The sequence below is a fragment of the Brucella rhizosphaerae genome (genome assembly GCF_002252475.1).
Classification (GTDB): Bacteria; Pseudomonadota; Alphaproteobacteria; order Rhizobiales; family Rhizobiaceae; genus Brucella; species Brucella rhizosphaerae.
In genome coordinates this window covers 535,409-553,736 of sequence record NZ_NNRK01000026.1, presented here as the reverse complement: position 1 = coordinate 553,736, position 18,328 = coordinate 535,409, and the positions used below count along the sequence as shown (strand labels likewise).

Sequence of the window (18,328 nt, the reverse complement as noted above, 5' to 3'; positions counted from 1 at the left end):
CATCAATACGCGCCGAAACGGCCCTGAAATCTGCTCCCCCTTTCGACAAGTCTTATTTTAGCTGTAAACAATCGTTGCATTTTCGCCACAATGCGTTGCATAGATGCAACGCTATTGGGTAACATGGTTAACATGAACACAGCGAATCTGACGACGGATATGGACGGGGAAGAGCGATCATCACGTGCGGGTGAGGGACGCAGGCTTCTTGCGTTGCCCGGTATTATCACCGTTGTTTCGGCGCTGATAACGGCGTCGATTTCTTTTGCCATTCTTATTGGCATCACGCCCATTACACCTGATCGCAATGTGACGCTGGCTCTGGTTATCGTCAATGTGGCCTTGATCGTCTTCCTTATATTGCTGATTTGTCGCGAGATTTACCGCATTGTCACAGCGCGCAGATCCGGGAAGGCGGCTTCACGCCTTCACGTCCGTATCGTGGCTTTGTTTTCGCTGATCGCTGCTGTTCCTGCGATCGTGGTGGCAATCGTTGCATCGGTGACGCTCAATCTCGGGCTTGATCGCTGGTTTGATACCAACACACGCGACATTGTGAGTTCGTCGCAAAGTCTGACGACTGCATATATTCGCGAAACTGCGCTCAATCTGCAGAGCACGTCGTTCTCGATGTTGCAGGAGCTTGATGCCCAGCGCACGCTTTATAGCCTCGATCGGGGCGGCTTCATCCGCTATATGACGCTCCAGGCCGGCGGGCGCGGTTTGCTAGGCGCTTTTCTGGTGCGCGAAGGCGGCGATGTCGTCGTAAAAAGCGAAACCGGCGTCGAGACGCGCCTTCCACCGCCAACTGAAGATGCGTTGAAGACGGCTGTTGATGGCAAGCCGGTTATCATTCCGCCCGGCAACAGTAATTTCGTTGGCGCTGTCATAAAGATGCGAGAGATACCGGATCTCTATCTCTACACGGTGCGTGCCGTCGATCAGCAGATTCTGGAAGCCATGCGCCTGATGGAAGCGAACACGCAACGCTATCAGGAGATGGACGCCAACCGAATTCCGACCCAGATCGCTTTCGCGCTGCTCTATTTTGGTTTGACGCTGATTGTTCTTCTATCGGCTATATGGACTGGTATTGCAGTTGCTGACCGTCTTGTTCGTCCAATCCGCTTGTTGATTGGTGCAGCTGACGATGTGGCTGCGGGTAATCTGGACATTTTGGTACCGGTTCGTTCATCAGACGGTGACGTTGGTGCACTTTCGGGCACATTCAACAACATGGTCGCAGAGCTGAAGAGCCAGCGTAACGAACTTCTTTCTGCAAAAGATCAGATCGATGAGCGGCGCCGATTCTCGGAAGCTGTGCTTTCAGGTGTTACTGCTGGCGTTATCAGTATTGAGTCAGATGGTTCTATTTCGATCCTCAATCGCTCCGCTGAACATATGTTCGGGGTGAGTTCGCAGGATGCTATCGGGAAGAGCCTCAGCAGTATTGCGCCGGAAGTCGGGCAGGCCTTCGAGGTCGCACGCACGACAGGACGCACAGTGCATCGCGAACAAGTCAGCATGACGCGTGGGGGTGCCGCCCGTAACTTCAATGTGCAGGTGACCGTCGAAGATGCCGAGTCTGACGATTATTCCTATGTCGTGACTGTCGATGACATTACCGATCTTGTGCAGGCTCAGCGTTCTTCTGCATGGGCAGATGTTGCACGACGCATTGCACATGAAATCAAGAACCCGCTGACCCCGATCCAGCTTTCAGCAGAACGTATTCGCCGTCGCTATGGCAAGGTGATTACTGAAGATCGTGAAGTTTTCGATCAATGTACGGAAACGATTATCCGGCAGGTCGGCGACATTGGTCGTATGGTTGATGAGTTCTCAGCTTTTGCTCGTATGCCGAAGCCGGAAATGCGCGCAATGGACTTGCGTGAGGCGCTTCGTGAAGCATCCTTCCTGATTGAAGTCAGCCGACAGGACATTCATTTCAATCATGAATACGGTTCGGAGAAGCTGATAGGCTCGTTCGACAGCCGGTTGCTTGGCCAGGCCTTTGGCAATGTCATCAAGAATGCCAGCGAGGCGATTGATGCTGTTTCCAAGGAAGAGCGTGGAGATGGATACATTCTGGTTCGCTCGCAAAAACTCGATGGGCAGCTCATCGTCGACGTTATTGATAACGGCAAGGGACTGCCGGGCGACGATCGTCAGAAGCTGCTTGAGCCCTATATGACGACACGTGAAAAGGGCACGGGGCTGGGTCTCGCTATCGTTCGCAAGATTGTCGAAGAGCATGGCGGACATTTGGAACTGCATGATGCACCAGCGGACTTCCACGGAGGACGTGGTGCAATGATACGTATGATCTTTCCTGAGGTTTCTGCCGGTGAAGCCGGTAAGGAAGAGGAAAATCAAGGAAACAAGATAATTGGACAGGTGAATTGATATGGCAGCCGATATTCTTGTAGTCGACGATGAAGCGGACATTCGTGAACTCGTTGCAGGTATTCTGAGCGACGAAGGTTATGAAACCCGCACCGCTTTCGATGCTGACAGTGCACTCGCAGCCATTGACGATCGTGTGCCGCGTCTGGTTTTTCTTGATATCTGGTTGCAGGGCAGCCGTCTTGATGGGCTTGCATTGCTCGACGAGATCAAGAAGCAACATCCGGAACTGCCAGTTGTTATGATTTCCGGTCACGGCAACATCGAAACGGCTGTGTCTGCGATTCGTCGCGGAGCATATGATTTCATTGAGAAGCCGTTCAAAGCCGACCGGCTTATTCTGGTTGCAGAACGCGCTTTGGAAACATCCAAGCTCAAGCGCGAAGTTTCCAATCTTCGTAAACGCAGTGGCGACAATATGGATTTGATTGGCGCTTCGCTGGCGATCAATCAGCTTCGTCAGACAATCGAGCGTGTTGCGCCAACCAACAGCCGTATCATGATCACTGGTCCTTCGGGCGCAGGTAAGGAGTTGGCCGCGCGCGCCATTCATGCGCAATCAACCCGTTCCAATGGACCGTTTGTGACGGTCAATGCTGCCACTATCACGCCAGAACGTATGGAAATAGAACTGTTCGGCACGGAAATGGATGGCGGCGAGCGTAAGGTTGGAGCGCTTGAAGAAGCGCATGGCGGCATTCTCTATCTCGATGAAGTCGCAGATATGCCACGTGAGACGCAGAACAAGATTTTGCGCGTGCTCGTGGACCAGCAATTTGAGCGTGTGGGTGGAACAAAGCGTGTGAAGGTGGACGTTCGTATCATCTCTTCAACCGCACAGAACCTTGAAGGTATGATTGCCGAAGGGACGTTCCGCGAAGATTTATTCCATCGTCTTTCGGTGGTGCCGGTCCATGTGCCAGCCCTTGCGGCGCGGCGTGAAGATATTCCAGCGCTGGTCGACTACTTCATGACGCAGATTGCCGAACAGGCTGGTATCAAGCCGCGCAAGATCGGTTCTGATGCTATGGCGGTTTTGCAGTCCCATAGTTGGCCCGGCAATATTCGTCAGCTGCGCAACAATGTGGAACGCGTGATGATTCTGGCGCGCGGAGATGATCCGGAAGCACCGGTAACAGCCGATCTTCTGCCAGCAGAAATTGGCGACACGCTGCCGCGTGCACCGACTGAATCTGATCAGCACATCATGGCATTGCCTTTGCGTGAGGCGCGTGAGCGTTTCGAGAAGGAATATCTGATTGCGCAGATCAACCGTTTTGGTGGCAATATCTCGCGTACTGCTGAATTTGTCGGTATGGAACGTTCGGCTTTGCATCGCAAACTGAAATCACTCGGCGTTTAGTGACGGCGTATAGCTGACAAACAAGGTTAGAGCAGGCGGGACGATATGCGGGTAATCGTATGCGGAGCAGGGCAGGTAGGCTATGGAATAGCTGAACGGCTCGCTGCGGAAGAAAATGACGTATCTGTTATCGATACGTCTGCACGACATATCGAGATTGTTCGCGATACGCTGGATGTGCGCGGATTTGTGGGCCACGGCTCGCAGCCCGATGTGCTGGCTGCCGCAGGTGCCAACGAAGCCGATATGATCATTGCGGTCACGCTGTCTGATGAGGTCAATATGGTGGCCTGTCAGGTAGCACACTCGGTTTTCAATGTGCCGACCAAGATTGCTCGTATTCGAGCGCAGTCTTATCTCAAGGCTGAGTATCAGGATCTTTTCCTGCGTGAAAACCTGCCCATCGATGTGATTATTTCACCTGAACTTGAAGTTGGTGAAGTCGTTTTGCGGCGCATTGCCTTGCAGGGCGCCACTGACGTTCTAAGATTTGCAGACGATAAAATCATCGGCCTGGCGATTGAGTGTCTTGAAGAATGTCCGGTCATCAATACGCCGCTTAAACAGCTGTCAGACCTGTTTCCCGATCTCGCGGCAACTGTCGTGGGCGTTGTACGCAATGGCAGCCTGTTTATTCCACGCTCGACCGATCAGCTCCATGCTGGTGATCTGGCCTATGTGGTAACAGCCCGCGAACAGGTTCGCAGAACACTTTCATTGTTCGGTCACGAGAAACCTGAAGCGCACCGCATTGTCATTGCTGGTGGTGGCAATATCGGCCTTTATGTCGCCAAGGCGATCGAAGAGCGCAAATGGCAAACGCGGATCAAGATGATCGAAAGCGAGCATGAGCGTGCTTTTGCGATTGCTGATCAGCTGAACAGAACAATGGTTCTGCATGGCAGTGCGCTCGATCAGGCACTGCTACAGGAAGCTGATATCGAAGATGCTGATCTCTTTGTGGCGCTGACCAATCAGGATCAGGTCAACATTCTGTCGAGCATCATGGCGAAGCGTCTTGGCTGCAAGGCGAACATGGCGCTGATCAATACGGTGGCTTATCAAGATTTCACCCATATGGTGGGCATCGACGCTTATATTAATCCCAAAGCCGTGACAGTCTCCAAGATATTGCAGCATGTGCGACGTGGTCGTATTCGCGCGGTTTATAGTGTTTATCGCGACATGGCGGAAATCATTGAGGCGGAAGCTCTTGAAACATCATCGCTGGTTGGAGCGCCTCTGCGTGATCTCGATTTGCCGGAAGGCTTAAGAATCGGCGCGATTTATCGTGATGGGCAAGTCATTCAGCCAAATGGTAATGTTCGGATCAAACCGAGAGATCGTGTGGTCATTTTCGCAACCGCCGATGCGATCAAGCATGTGGAACAAATGTTCCGTGTGAGTCTTGAGTTCTTTTGAGCTAGCAGTTTTTTGTATCTAATTTACAGTATTCTAAGTATATGACACCAACATTCTTTCTCCCCGGTGTCATTGATGGATATCTGCACTTTCTGGTACGGACCGAGGCTACGTGAAGTTGATCAAATCTGTCTGGCTTCCATGGTCATGACGGGCCAGCGCGTAAAATTGTTTTCTTACGCGCCGATCGAAAACGTACCGCAGGGAGTTGAATTGCATGATGCCAGTGAGATATTATCTGAACTAGCTTTTAAACGGCTCGATCCGGGATATCCGAACTTTCGCAATCGGACGACCATTGTCCAGTTCAGCGATATCTTCCGCATAATGCTTATGAAGCACCAGCAGGGCGTCTGGCTCGATACAGACGTCTATCTGCTTAAACAATTTCACCCTGATCCGTCAAAGCCGTATCTGGCACGCGAGAATCGCTTTCGCGTTGGCGTGTCGGCGCTTTATCTGCCACACGACCATCCCATTATTCGCGAATTTGAAGCCTATGTTGCAGCGAGCTATCCATTGCCGCGCTGGCTTGGGCTAAGACGCGGTAAGCTGCGTCCACTTTACTATCGAATGACCGGCAAAGAGATTACGCCCGCTGCTATCGGCATCACGATTTTTGGCAATGATGGCATTTCGCGTTTGGCTCGCAAGTACGGCATTTTCAAAAATGCAGCGCCGCAGGAAAACTTCTATTATTGGGTCGGGAAGGAAGCGACCCGCATCTATGATCCGGTTTATGGTCTGGAACCAATAAATCATCCCGACTTTATTGGCTTTCATATCCACAAGAAGCACAAGGAAGTGGTTTCTCTGCAGCCTGGAAGCTTTTATATGTGGGCGATCGACCGCGTGAAGCCATTGCTGGATGCGTCATTCCAAGATGCTTTTGCTGCAGCTTAATAAACCTGCCTGTGTGCTTTTTCTTTCAGCTCATTGAAAATATAGGCAGATTTGTGGGACCTGAAAGAATTGGCTGCGCGCATTTGAAATTGCCGGTTGCGCAAAGATTCCCATCCTGTTAACCGAAGCTAAAGAGCGAAGCAGTTGTCTTTCCACAGCAATTGCGATCAGTGCCCGGCTTTGCACGATCCGGGAGCTTGATTTATGTGTGTGCGCGTGTTCGTCTGACATTTGACGAACTGACTGCTGATCGATTAAAGGAATAAAAACAATGGCTGAACGATCGCAAAATCTTCAAGACCTTTTTCTCAATTCTGTACGCAAGCAGAAAATTTCACTGACCATCTTCCTTATCAATGGTGTGAAACTCACGGGTATCGTGACATCTTTCGACAATTTCTGCGTATTGCTGCGTCGCGATGGCCATTCGCAGCTTGTTTATAAGCATGCAATTTCGACCATCATGCCAAGTCAGCCTGTGCAGATGTTCGAGGGTGAGGAAGTCTGACGCTTACCAGTCTAACTGGCCAGTTTTTCACTGGAGCGTGGTGATTTCGCAAAGCTGTCACTTCGCTTCAGTTTTTTCGATTCTAATCCGGTCAGAAATGGCTTTCGGATTGTGATTTGATTAGCCGGGGCGTCGACTGCATAATTTCTTAAATCGGGATCGATTCAGGATAGAATTATTCAGTAAACTTAAACTGTTAGAGCGAATTTTGTGTGCCCGTCGGGACGCACGGCGCTCTGATGTTTGAAACCGCTTGTGCGAAGACCTATCTGCATAAGGTAGTTCGTTTCCGTATCCCGGAGTAAATTTATTTGTCGAAATTTAAAGATAAGAACGTATCGTCTGCGGATGAAAATAAGGGATTTGGTCTGTCTGAACCAGAGCCCACCAGAGCAGCGGTTATCGTTCCTATATTGCCAGAACGGCACAATACAAGCACTGCAAGTGAAGAAGGTGAAAGACCGAAGTTCCAGCGCTCTAACGAAGCGCGGCTGGAGGAAGCCGTCGGTCTTGCGCGTGCGATCAATCTCGAAATTGCGCATGCCGAAAATGTAGTGGTAAACACGCCGCGTCCCGCAACTCTTCTGGGTACCGGTAAGGTAGAGGCTATTGCGGAAATCCTCGAAGACAAGTCCATTGGACTGGTCATTGTCGATCATTCTCTGACCCCTGTACAGCAACGCAATCTCGAGAAAGAGTGGAACGTCAAGGTCATTGACCGTACGGGCCTCATTCTCGAAATTTTTGGCGAAAGAGCACGCACCAAGGAAGGTGCGTTGCAGGTTGAACTTGCGCACCTGAACTATCAGAAGGGCCGTCTTGTCAGAAGCTGGACCCACCTTGAGCGTCAGCGCGGTGGTGGCGGCTTCCTCGGTGGACCGGGTGAAACACAGATCGAAGCCGACAGGCGTATGTTGCAGGACAAGATACTGCGCATCAAGCGTGAGCTTGAGACTGTGGTCCGCACGCGTATGCTGCATCGCCAGAAGCGCCGTAAGGTACCGCATCCGGTTGTGGCACTTGTCGGTTACACCAATGCGGGCAAGTCGACATTGTTTAACCGCATGACTGGTGCCAATGTCTTGGCAGAAGATATGTTGTTTGCGACGCTTGATCCGACGCTTCGTCGTATCCGCCTTCCGCATGGCGAAACGGTCATCCTGTCCGATACTGTGGGCTTCATCTCGAACCTTCCACACCATCTGGTCGCGGCGTTTCGTGCGACCCTTGAAGAGGTTGTCGAGGCCGACCTGATTCTGCATGTGCGCGATATTTCCGATCCGGATAATGCTGCGCAGGCAGAGGATGTCGAGAGTATTCTCGCAGGTCTTGGTGTCGAACCGCATGACCACAAACGTGTGATCCAGATATGGAACAAGATCGATAATCTGGATGAGGCGGGCCGCGAGGCCGCATCTCGTCTTGCTGCTGCCGGCAGTGATGAAGGTCGCCCGATTCCGCTGTCTGCATGGACAGGCGAAGGCGTTGACAGGTTGTTGTCGCTTATAGAGACCCGCATTGCAGGGGCGCTGGGTTCGGTTGATGTCGTGTTATCGCCTTTTGAGATGCATATTCTCGACTGGATTTATCAGCACGGCAGTGATGTGAAGCGTAAAGATCTTGAGGATGGCTCGGTTCGTATTCGTGCTCGTCTGACTGAGACTTCGCGTAAAATGCTGGATGAGAAACGTGGCATTAAGCCTGTCATCGATGATTCCGACCTGGATTGATCGGCATCTTGCAGAACAGGGTTGCAAAGCCCTATGTATGGGGAAACCATACGATTCATCATACACGCCATACATACTCAGAGGCCCATAATGAGAGATCCTATTGAAACCGTCATGAACCTCGTGCCGATGGTGGTTGAGCAGACCAACCGTGGCGAGCGGGCCTATGATATCTTCTCGCGTTTGCTCAAAGAGCGCATTATCTTCGTCAATGGTCCGGTTGAAGACGGTATGTCGATGCTGGTTTGTGCGCAGCTTCTCTTTCTTGAATCGGAAAATCCGAAGAAAGAGATCAGCATGTACATCAATTCGCCCGGTGGCGTTGTTACCTCCGGCATGGCGATCTATGACACGATGCAATTCATCAAGCCGCCCGTTTCCACGCTTTGCATGGGGCAGGCTGCTTCGATGGGTTCACTGTTGCTGACCGCCGGTGCTACTGGCCAGCGTTTCGCGCTGCCAAATGCTCGTATCATGGTGCATCAGCCATCAGGTGGTTTCCAGGGGCAGGCGTCCGACATTGAACGCCATGCGCAGGACATCATCAAGATGAAGCGTCGTCTCAACGAAATTTATGTCAAGCACACCGGCCGTGATTACGAGACGATTGAGCGCACACTTGATCGTGATCATTTCATGACTGCGCAGGAAGCTCTTGAGTTTGGTTTGATCGATAAAGTGGTCGAATCACGCGAAACTGGGGTTGAAGAATCGAAGTGAACAGAAGCCGGTTTGCCCGGCTTCCCTGATTTTTAGCGCCCTTTGCCACAAAAGCGGCTTATTTCTTGGTCGTACGTGATGGTTAACGCGCCGCGTTAAGTATCTGTTGGGGTTCCGGGCGCTAAAATTGTTCAGATTATGCGGAATCTCGTCGGGGAACCTGATTTTTCAATTGTTACCCGCTTTAGGTTCTGCAAAAGTCACCACTAGGCTTCTTCGGTCGGGAAGCCTGCGGTGACTGGAATCCCGAGACTAGAAGCAGCGCGTTGAAGCTGCTGATGGACCGTTGAGGAAGTGTGTTTGGCTTCCCCAAATGGATCCGAACCGGAAAAAACGATCGAAATGAACACGCGATGAGGTTGTTGTTCACTTCGGTTTATTGAAAGGAAACTGCAATGAGCAAAGTCAGCAACAGCGGCGGCGATTCAAAGAATACGCTTTATTGCTCGTTCTGTGGCAAAAGCCAGCATGAGGTGCGTAAGCTGATTGCAGGCCCGACCGTATTTATCTGCGACGAGTGCGTCGAACTTTGCATGGATATCATCCGCGAGGAAAACAAAACCTCGATGGTGAAGTCGCGCGAAGGTGTGCCTACGCCGCAGGAAATTATGGACGTTCTTGACGATTATGTCATCGGCCAGAAGGATGCAAAGCGCGTTCTCTCGGTTGCCGTGCACAATCACTACAAGCGTCTCGCACATCAGTCGAAGAGCAGCGATATCGAACTTGCGAAGTCCAACATCCTGTTGGTCGGTCCGACAGGTTGCGGCAAAACCTATCTTGCCCAGACACTCGCTCGCATTATCGATGTGCCGTTCACCATGGCCGATGCAACAACGCTTACTGAAGCGGGTTATGTTGGCGAAGACGTCGAAAACATCATTCTGAAGCTGCTTCAGTCTGCCGATTACAATGTTGAACGCGCACAGCGCGGCATCGTTTATATCGACGAAGTCGACAAGATCAGCCGCAAGTCGGACAATCCTTCGATCACGCGTGACGTGTCGGGTGAAGGTGTTCAGCAGGCGCTTCTGAAGATCATGGAAGGCACTGTCGCTTCTGTGCCTCCGCAGGGTGGCCGCAAGCATCCGCAGCAGGAATTCCTGCAGGTGGATACGACGAACATTCTGTTCATCTGCGGTGGTGCTTTTGCCGGTCTTGACAAGATCATCTCTGCTCGCGGTGAAAAGACATCGATTGGCTTCAGTGCAAACGTCAAGTCGGCGGAAGATCGTCGTATTGGTGATGTGTTCAGGGAACTGGAACCAGAAGATCTTCTGAAATTCGGTCTTATTCCGGAATTCGTTGGTCGTCTGCCAGTGATTGCAACACTCGAAGATCTTGATGTTGACGCACTGGTACAGATCCTGACTGAGCCAAAGAACGCACTGGTAAAGCAGTATCAGCGCCTGTTCGACATGGAAAATGTCGAACTGAGCTTCCACGAAGACGCGCTGCGCGCCATCGCCAACAAGGCTGTGGAACGCAAGACGGGTGCACGTGGTCTTCGCTCGATTATGGAAAAGATTCTGCTCGACACAATGTTCGAGTTGCCGACGCTGGAAGGCGTGCAGGAAGTGGTCATTTCCGGTGATGTGGTGGATGGCAGTGCACGTCCGCTCTACATCTACGCTGAGCGACAGGAAGAAAAGGGCAATGCGTCGGCCTGACTTATTGCCTGATTTTTTGCAAAAGGCCGCGCAAGCGGCCTTTTTCTTGTCTATCTCTTGGCTGATGCTGGGTACAACGGGAGCTTGTTATTGTACAAATTTCTGTGACGGCGCAGGATAGATGACGATTCTATGAATGCTGCCTTGAAAGCAGCTTGAATTTAGGAGTTCGACACTCCAATTATGGACCGACGCACTGGTTGTGGACTGCCTCGTAGTGAAAGGGGACACAGCTTGTGGCAATCGGGTCGAATGACCTGAGAAAGGACTGAACAATGACTGGTATTGAACAGAAGACGCCTTTGGGTGGTTCTGGCGCAGGTGGTGAAGACGGGCTGTATGCCGTTTTGCCTTTGCGCGATATCGTAGTCTTCCCCCATATGATCGTCCCGCTGTTTGTTGGACGTGAAAAGTCGATCCGTGCCCTTGAAGAAGTGATGGGCGTGGACAAACAGATTCTGCTGGCAACGCAGAAGAATGCGGCTGACGACGATCCGGCACCAGACGCGATTTATGAAATAGGCACCATTGCCAATGTGCTGCAGCTTCTCAAGCTGCCAGACGGTACCGTCAAGGTTCTTGTCGAAGGCACTGCACGCGCCAAGGTTTCCAAATTTACGGATCGTGAAGATTATCACGAAGCCTATGCCGTAGCTCTCCCAGAGCCCGAAGAAGACGCCGTTGAAGTTGAGGCATTGTCTCGTTCAGTGGTTTCTGACTTTGAAAACTACGTCAAGCTGAACAAGAAGATTTCGCCTGAAGTGGTTGGCGCTGCCAGCCAGATCGACGATTATTCCAAGCTTGCCGATACGGTTGCTTCGCATCTTGCGATCAAAATTCCTGAAAAACAGGAAATGCTGTCGATTCTTTCGGTGCGTGAGCGCCTGGAGAAAGCACTTTCGTTCATGGAGGCCGAGATATCGGTTCTTCAGGTTGAGAAGCGCATCCGTGGCCGCGTCAAGCGCCAGATGGAAAAGACGCAGCGCGAATATTACCTCAACGAACAGATGAAGGCGATCCAGAAGGAGCTTGGTGATGGCGAAGATGGTCGTGATGAAGCGGCTGAGCTCGAAGAACGCATCAACAAGACCAAGTTCTCAAAGGAAGCCCGCGAAAAGGCACAGGCTGAGCTGAAGAAGCTACGCAGCATGAGCCCGATGTCCGCTGAAGCAACAGTTGTGCGCAACTATCTCGACTGGCTGCTATCCATTCCATGGGGTAAAAAGTCGAAGATCAAGCAAGACCTGAACTTCGCTGAAACAGTGCTTGGCGATGATCATTTCGGCCTTGATAAGGTCAAGGAGCGCATTGTTGAGTATCTTGCAGTGCAGGCTCGCTCGACCAAAATCAAGGGTCCGATCCTTTGCCTCGTTGGGCCTCCCGGCGTTGGTAAGACCTCGCTTGCTCGCTCGATTGCTAAGGCTACCGGTCGTGAATACGTCCGTATGTCGCTCGGCGGCGTGCGTGACGAAGCTGAAATTCGTGGTCACCGCCGCACTTATATCGGCTCGATGCCTGGTAAGGTCATCCAGTCGATGAAGAAGGCAAAGAAGTCCAACCCGCTTTTCCTGCTCGATGAAGTCGACAAGATGGGCCAGGACTTCCGCGGCGATCCGTCATCGGCAATGCTCGAGGTGCTGGATCCGGAACAGAACTCAACCTTCATGGATCATTATCTTGAGGTTGAATATGATCTGTCGAACGTGATGTTTGTGACAACGGCTAATACGCTGAACATTCCTGGTCCTCTTCTGGATCGTATGGAAGTCATCCGTATTGCTGGTTACACCGAGGATGAAAAGCTCGAGATCGCCAAGCGGCATCTGCTGCCAAAGGCTATCAAGGATCACGCTTTGCAGCCGAAGGAGTTTTCGGTCACGGACGATGCGCTGCGCAATGTTATCCGTCTTTACACACGTGAAGCCGGTGTGCGTAGCCTTGAACGTGAGATGATGACTCTGGCCCGTAAGGCTGTGACCGAGATTCTGAAGACGAAGAAGAAGTCGGTGAAGGTCACTGACAAGAACCTCTCCGATTATCTCGGTGTCGAGCGGTTCCGCTTCGGTCAGATCGACGGTGAAGATCAGGTCGGTGTTGTCACAGGTCTCGCATGGACCGAGGTTGGCGGCGAGTTGTTGACCATTGAAGGCGTCATGATGCCGGGTAAGGGCCGCATGACAGTCACGGGTAACCTTCGTGACGTGATGAAGGAATCGATCTCTGCAGCGGCATCTTATGTCCGTTCGCGTGCGGTAGATTTCGGCATCGAGCCTCCGCTGTTCGACAAGCGTGACATCCACGTGCACGTTCCGGAAGGTGCGACGCCAAAGGATGGTCCGTCGGCTGGTATCGCCATGGTTACAGCAATTGTCTCTGTACTGACCGGAATTCCGGTTCGCAAGGACATTGCAATGACGGGTGAAGTCACCCTTCGTGGCCGTGTGTTGCCAATCGGGGGTCTCAAGGAAAAGCTGCTTGCTGCATTGCGTGGCGGCATCAAGAAGGTTCTGATTCCTGAAGAAAACGCCAAGGATCTGGCGGACATTCCGGATAATGTGAAGAACAATCTTGAGATAGTTCCTGTGTCGCGCGTCGGTGAAGTTCTTGAACATGCGCTCCTTCGCAAGCCGGAACCAATCGAATGGACAGAGCCTGCGACTCCTGTTGCAGCTGCTCCGGCAGACGATGAAGCAGGCGTTTCGACAGCACATTGATCCTTGTTGTAGGCTAATAAGATAACAGTGCCGGGCTTAAAGCCCGGCATTTCTGTGTTTAACCCCGGTTTTCCGGGGTTTTTTCATGTTGACAGGCTTGGTTTGTCAACCGATTTGAATAAACTGCACGCAATCCGGTCGCGTTATTCGCTCCGGTAGATAAAGAAAGGAAATGCCTATGAACAAGAACGAATTGGTCGCCGCTGTAGCGGAAAAGGGCGGTTTGACAAAGGCCGACGCAGGAACTGCTGTTGACGCTGTACTCGCAGCTGTCACCGGTGCACTCAAGGCTGGTGAAGAAGTTCGCCTGCCAGGCTTCGGCGTTTTCTCCGTTTCGCATCGCGCAGCCTCGACTGGTCGTAACCCGTCGACTGGCATGGAAGTTGCCATTCCGGCCCGCAATGTGCCGAAGTTTTCGGCTGGCAAGGGCCTGAAGGACGCCGTTAACGGCTAATCCTATAAACTGACGCGACGTGATCGCGAACAGTTTTGCGAGAAGGCCCGGTTTACCCGGGCTTTTTTCATTTCTGGCGTATTGATAGAATATGCTTGTCGCCAGAAGCGATGGGAGGATTTGTGGTCAGATTTCATAAATTGAGCATGGCATTTCCAGCTCTCGCTTTAGCAAGCTTGTTTTTGGGCACGCAGTCGACTCAAGCGCAATCATGTGAACCGCAAGTCTTTCAGGATACGAAGTTTATTATCTGCACTGTGAAGCAGATGGAAAACTTGCGTCTGTTCTGGAAGGGCGCAGATGGCGAGCCATATCGCAACTTCTCGAAAGCGGCGGATGCGGTAGCGCAGGAAGGCAAGACATTGTCGTTTGCCTTGAATGCCGGGATGTATCAGGTCGATTTCACGCCTATGGGGCTTTATGTCGAGCATGGGCAAGAACTGGTTTCCCCCGACACCAAAGCGCCCACGCGCGCCTCTGGCCCAATTCCAAACTTTTACAAAAAGCCCAATGGCATTTTCTATTTCGGAGATGACAAAGCCGGTATTGTTACAACCGACAGGTTCCTGAAGCGCAGGCCGCAGGCGCGTTTTGCCACACAATCAGGGCCTATGCTGGTCATCCAGAACAAACTCAATCCGATTCTGATCAAAGGATCGACCGACCGGACTCGCAGAAGTGGGCTTGGTGTTTGCAGCGATGATTCCATCCGCTTTGCCATCAGCGAAGATGCAGTGAACTTCTATGATTTCGCCACGCTGTTTCGAGACGAATTGAAATGCCCCAATGCGTTGTTTCTTGATGGCGGCGGTGGTGCGGGGATCTACAACCCTGCCATGGGAAGAAATGACATCTCATGGCATGGTGGATACGGCCCGATTGTAGGCTTTGTCGACTAATAAGAGCCGGAATCCAGAGCAAAGATCTGATTAAATCAGATCATCGCTCTGGATGTTTACCTTAACGCGCATCTTGTCCGAAAACCGTTTCACACTTTTCGGGATGCGCTCTGGCACCCGGCTCTTTATACTTATTCGGCAGCTTCAGCCTTGCGCCTGGGACGGCGTTCCAGCAGATCTTTGAGGAACTGCCCGGTATAGGAGCGCTTCACTTTCGCGATGTCCTCTGGGCGACCCACGGCGACGATTTCGCCACCACCATCGCCACCCTCCGGACCAAGATCGATCACCCAGTCAGCAGTCTTGATGACTTCGAGATTGTGCTCGATGACGACGACCGTATTGCCCTGTTCGACCAGCTCATGCAGCACTTCCAGAAGCTTTGCGACGTCGTGGAAGTGCAGGCCGGTGGTTGGTTCATCAAGAATGTAGAGCGTGCGCCCAGTCGCGCGGCGTGACAGTTCCTTGGCAAGTTTCACACGCTGTGCCTCACCGCCGGAAAGTGTCGTTGCCTGTTGGCCAACCTTGATATAGCCGAGGCCAACCTTGACGAGTGTTTCGAGCTTGTCCCGAACCGCAGGAACAGCGGAGAAGAACTCAGCACCTTCTTCAACCGTCATATCGAGCACGTCTGCAATCGATTTCCCCTTGAAGTGCACTTCAAGCGTTTCACGATTGTAGCGCTTGCCATGGCAGACGTCACAAGTGACATAGACGTCGGGCAGGAAGTGCATCTCGATTTTGATGACACCATCGCCCTGACAGGCTTCGCAGCGTCCGCCCTTCACGTTAAACGAGAAGCGGCCTGGCTGATAGCCGCGTGCCTTTGCCTCTGGCAGTCCGGCAAACCAGTCACGCATCGGCGTGAATGCGCCCGTATAGGTGGCGGGATTGGAGCGCGGCGTGCGGCCAATAGGCGACTGGTCGATATCGATGACCTTATCCAGGAATTCGAGGCCCTCAATACGATCATGTTCGGCAGGATGTTCACGCGAACCCATAATGCGGCGCGATGCAGCCTTGAACAAAGTTTCGATCAGGAAGGTAGACTTGCCGCCGCCCGACACACCAGTGACCGCCGTAAATGTTCTAAGCGGAATATCTGCTGAGACATTTTTCAGGTTGTTGCCGCGTGCACCGACGACCTTGATCCGCTTAGCCTTGGAAATTTCGCGGCGTTCTGCGGGAACTGCAACCTCGAGTGCGCCCGACAAATATTTGCCAGTAAGCGAGTCTGCGTTGGACATGACATCGTCGGGCGAACCCTGAGCGATGATCTTACCGCCATGAACGCCGGCTGCCGGACCGATATCAACCACATAGTCTGCTGTCAGGATGGCGTCTTCGTCATGCTCGACCACGATAACGGTATTGCCGAGGTCGCGCAGATGTCGCAGCGTGTCGAGAAGACGAGCATTGTCGCGCTGATGCAAGCCGATGGACGGCTCATCAAGAACATACAATACGCCGGTAAGGCCCGAACCAATTTGTGAAGCCAGGCGGATACGCTGGCTTTCACCACCTGACAGTGTGCCCGAGTTACGTGCAAGCGTCAGATAATCAAGGCCAACGTCGTTGAGGAATTCCAGACGTTCGCGGATTTCTTTAAGAATGCGCGCAGCGATTTCACGCTGTTTATCGTTGAATGTACCATCAACATCACGGAACCATTGATCTGCGTTGCGGATCGACATGCTGGTGATTTCACCAATGTGCTTCATGCCGATCTTTACGGCCAGTGCTTCTGGCTTCAAACGATAGCCGCGGCATGCCGGGCAGGGCGTTGAGGACATGAAACGTTCGATTTCCTCACGCGACCATGCCGAATCAGTTTCTTTCCAGCGGCGTTCCAGATTGGGAATGACGCCTTCAAAAGCCTTGGTAGTCTGATAGGAGCGCAAGCCATCATCGTAGTTGAAGGTAATTTCGCGTCCCTTGGTACCGTGAAGGATGGCGTTCTGTGCTTCATCGGGCAGATCTGCCCAACGAGCACTGACCTTGAATCCATAGGCTTTGCCAAGCGCTTCAAGTGTCTGATTGTAATATGGCGACGAAGAACGTGCCCATGGCGCAACTGCACCGTCTTTCAGAGGGACGGATTCATCGGGAATGATCAGATTCGGATCAATCGCCTGTTGCGTGCCCAGTCCATCACATGTCGGGCAGGCCCCAAAGGGATTGTTGAACGAGAAAAGACGCGGCTCGATTTCAGGAATAGTGAAACCTGAGACCGGGCAAGCGAATTTTTCCGAAAACATAACGCGTTCGTGCGTTTCGTTTGCAGATTTATTCGCACCGCCGCCTGCCGATGTATCTTCGGCCAGCAATGGCTTGTCCGCAAATTCTGCAATCGCCAGACCTTCTGCCAGTTTGAGACAGGTTTCGAGACTGTCGGCGAGGCGGGTCGAAAGGTCAGAGCGGACGACAACGCGGTCTACAACCACATCAATATCGTGCTTGTATTTCTTATCGAGCGCTGGAACGTCAGCGATTTCATAAAATGTACCGTCGACCTTGACGCGTTGGAAACCCTTCTTTTGAAGCTCCGCCAGTTCCTTCTTATATTCGCCCTTACGGCCACGCACGATGGGGGCCAGAATGAAAAGTCGGGTGCCTTCTTCCAGCATCAGGACACGATCAACCATCTGGCTGACGGTCTGGCTCTCAATAGGCAGGCCGGTCGCAGGCGAATAAGGAATGCCAACGCGCGCAAACAGAAGGCGCATATAGTCATAGATTTCTGTGACTGTGCCGACAGTGGAGCGCGGATTGCGGCTCGTGGTCTTTTGCTCGATAGAAATGGCGGGAGACAGACCGTCGATCTGATCAACATCCGGCTTCTGCATCATTTCCAGAAACTGACGTGCATAAGCTGAAAGGCTTTCGACATAACGCCGCTGGCCTTCCGCATAAATCGTATCAAATGCGAGTGAAGATTTACCTGAGCCCGAAAGGCCCGTCATCACGATCAGCTTGTCGCGTGGCAGATCAAGATCGACATTTTTCAGATTGTGTTCACGCGCACCACGTATGGAAATGAATTTCTGATCGCTCATTCCGCGTCCTGCCTGTTTCGTCATGTCATGGAGTCTTTTGGCGCCGAAAGAATTTACGTCGCGCCGCTCCACAATATGGGGATGAACCCCTTCAAGAAGAAGGGGGCTGGTCAATCGTCATTTGCACATTTAGCACCAGAACAAAGATCGAACAACCAGCCTTCTGATAGGCGATACGAAATGTGAACGCAAGAGCGTTGACTGTCACTCCTGACAGGAGCAGACTGTCCTTACTCGCTGGATGCGGAGAGATATCGGAAAGGGATGAAACGATATCGGCAAGAGGTCCCACCAGTTGAGCAAACGTAACCGGGAGGTAAGGGAGCATGAGTCCACCTGACAACGTTGCATAGCTTTCACATTGATGAAAGCACAATTGCTTGCGGTCAAAGCTGTTTCATTTGCAAGGAATGACGCGTTTTTGATCGAAACAGGTAATTGCAGAAATTTTGAAAAATGCGCGGTAATCCGGTCTCGTACCTC

General features: G+C 52.1%; 13 protein-coding genes and 1 pseudogene. 12 read left to right on the top strand and 2 right to left on the bottom strand.

The window, feature by feature from the left end; translation table 11 throughout:
• Nucleotides 1-90: 90 nt before the first annotated feature.
• From CEV32_RS12030 to CEV32_RS11975, 12 genes and pseudogenes are all read left to right on the top strand, one after another.
• A complete protein-coding gene (locus CEV32_RS12030) occupies nucleotides 91-2,406 on the top strand; it encodes a sensor histidine kinase NtrY-like (RefSeq protein WP_094577342.1) in 2,316 nt (771 codons plus the stop codon).
• Between the two features lies 1 nt (nucleotide 2,407).
• Nucleotides 2,408-3,769 carry a nitrogen assimilation response regulator NtrX gene (ntrX, locus tag CEV32_RS12025; RefSeq protein ID WP_094577341.1) on the top strand — a complete coding sequence of 454 codons (1,362 nt, stop codon included), beginning with the start codon at nucleotides 2,408-2,410 and terminating at the stop codon, nucleotides 3,767-3,769.
• A 45-nt stretch (nucleotides 3,770-3,814) separates the two neighbouring features.
• On the top strand, nucleotides 3,815-5,191 hold the full coding sequence (gene trkA / locus CEV32_RS12020) for a Trk system potassium transporter TrkA (RefSeq protein ID WP_094577340.1): 1,377 nt from the start codon (nucleotides 3,815-3,817) through the stop codon (nucleotides 5,189-5,191).
• Nucleotides 5,192-5,266: 75 nt separating this feature from the next.
• Nucleotides 5,267-6,094 (top strand): glycosyltransferase family 32 protein, encoded by an 828-nt coding sequence (locus tag CEV32_RS12015; RefSeq protein ID WP_094577339.1) that lies wholly within the window; start codon nucleotides 5,267-5,269, stop codon nucleotides 6,092-6,094.
• Nucleotides 6,095-6,167: 73 nt separating this feature from the next.
• Nucleotides 6,168-6,360, top strand: a pseudogene (locus tag CEV32_RS23935) (hypothetical protein).
• 5 nt (nucleotides 6,361-6,365) lie between these two features.
• On the top strand, nucleotides 6,366-6,602 hold the full coding sequence (gene hfq, locus CEV32_RS12005) for an RNA chaperone Hfq (RefSeq protein ID WP_007875113.1): 237 nt from the start codon (nucleotides 6,366-6,368) through the stop codon (nucleotides 6,600-6,602).
• 311 nt (nucleotides 6,603-6,913) lie between these two features.
• Entirely contained in the window at nucleotides 6,914-8,332 is a 1,419-nt protein-coding gene (hflX, locus tag CEV32_RS12000; protein ID WP_094577338.1) for a GTPase HflX, read from the top strand.
• Between the two features lie 90 nt (nucleotides 8,333-8,422).
• Nucleotides 8,423-9,052, top strand: coding sequence for an ATP-dependent Clp protease proteolytic subunit (locus tag CEV32_RS11995; protein WP_094577337.1), 630 nt, complete (start codon nucleotides 8,423-8,425; stop codon nucleotides 9,050-9,052).
• A 395-nt stretch (nucleotides 9,053-9,447) separates the two neighbouring features.
• The gene (gene clpX, locus CEV32_RS11990) at nucleotides 9,448-10,722 is read left to right on the top strand and encodes an ATP-dependent Clp protease ATP-binding subunit ClpX (protein ID WP_094577336.1); all 1,275 of its coding nucleotides are present in this window, start codon (nucleotides 9,448-9,450) and stop codon (nucleotides 10,720-10,722) included.
• A gap of 275 nt (nucleotides 10,723-10,997) precedes the next feature.
• Complete coding sequence (gene lon, locus CEV32_RS11985) at nucleotides 10,998-13,436, top strand: endopeptidase La (RefSeq protein WP_094577335.1); 2,439 nt, start codon at nucleotides 10,998-11,000, stop codon at nucleotides 13,434-13,436.
• 178 nt (nucleotides 13,437-13,614) lie between these two features.
• On the top strand, nucleotides 13,615-13,890 hold the full coding sequence (locus CEV32_RS11980) for an HU family DNA-binding protein (protein ID WP_007875106.1): 276 nt from the start codon (nucleotides 13,615-13,617) through the stop codon (nucleotides 13,888-13,890).
• A 110-nt stretch (nucleotides 13,891-14,000) separates the two neighbouring features.
• Nucleotides 14,001-14,789, top strand: coding sequence for a phosphodiester glycosidase family protein (locus tag CEV32_RS11975; protein WP_374882388.1), 789 nt, complete (start codon nucleotides 14,001-14,003; stop codon nucleotides 14,787-14,789).
• A gap of 131 nt (nucleotides 14,790-14,920) precedes the next feature.
• Here CEV32_RS11975 and uvrA read toward each other — a convergent pair whose 3' ends face one another.
• Both uvrA and CEV32_RS11965 read right to left on the bottom strand, forming a co-directional pair.
• Nucleotides 14,921-17,845 carry an excinuclease ABC subunit UvrA gene (gene uvrA / locus CEV32_RS11970; RefSeq protein ID WP_094577333.1) on the bottom strand — a complete coding sequence of 975 codons (2,925 nt, stop codon included), beginning with the start codon at nucleotides 17,843-17,845 and terminating at the stop codon, nucleotides 14,921-14,923.
• 91 nt (nucleotides 17,846-17,936) lie between these two features.
• On the bottom strand, nucleotides 17,937-18,173 hold the full coding sequence (locus tag CEV32_RS11965; RefSeq protein WP_094577332.1) for a hypothetical protein: 237 nt from the start codon (nucleotides 18,171-18,173) through the stop codon (nucleotides 17,937-17,939).
• Nucleotides 18,174-18,328 lie beyond the last annotated feature (155 nt).

Excerpts from the sequence above, each read along its gene's own strand:
- CEV32_RS12030 (WP_094577342.1), top strand. The coding sequence starts at position 91 with ATGCGTTGCATAGATGCAACGCTATTGGGTAACATGGTTAACATGAAC.
- ntrX (WP_094577341.1), top strand. The coding sequence starts at position 2,408 with ATGGCAGCCGATATTCTTGTAGTCGACGATGAAGCGGACATTCGTGAA.
- trkA (WP_094577340.1), top strand. The coding sequence starts at position 3,815 with ATGCGGGTAATCGTATGCGGAGCAGGGCAGGTAGGCTATGGAATAGCT.
- CEV32_RS12015 (WP_094577339.1), top strand. The coding sequence starts at position 5,267 with ATGGATATCTGCACTTTCTGGTACGGACCGAGGCTACGTGAAGTTGAT.
- hfq (WP_007875113.1), top strand. The coding sequence starts at position 6,366 with ATGGCTGAACGATCGCAAAATCTTCAAGACCTTTTTCTCAATTCTGTA.
- CEV32_RS11995 (WP_094577337.1), top strand. The coding sequence starts at position 8,423 with ATGAGAGATCCTATTGAAACCGTCATGAACCTCGTGCCGATGGTGGTT.
- clpX (WP_094577336.1), top strand. The coding sequence starts at position 9,448 with ATGAGCAAAGTCAGCAACAGCGGCGGCGATTCAAAGAATACGCTTTAT.
- lon (WP_094577335.1), top strand. The coding sequence starts at position 10,998 with ATGACTGGTATTGAACAGAAGACGCCTTTGGGTGGTTCTGGCGCAGGT.
- CEV32_RS11980 (WP_007875106.1), top strand. The coding sequence starts at position 13,615 with ATGAACAAGAACGAATTGGTCGCCGCTGTAGCGGAAAAGGGCGGTTTG.
- CEV32_RS11975 (WP_374882388.1), top strand. The coding sequence starts at position 14,001 with ATGGGAGGATTTGTGGTCAGATTTCATAAATTGAGCATGGCATTTCCA.
- uvrA (WP_094577333.1), bottom strand. The coding sequence starts at position 17,845 with ATGAGCGATCAGAAATTCATTTCCATACGTGGTGCGCGTGAACACAAT.
- CEV32_RS11965 (WP_094577332.1), bottom strand. The coding sequence starts at position 18,173 with ATGCTCCCTTACCTCCCGGTTACGTTTGCTCAACTGGTGGGACCTCTT.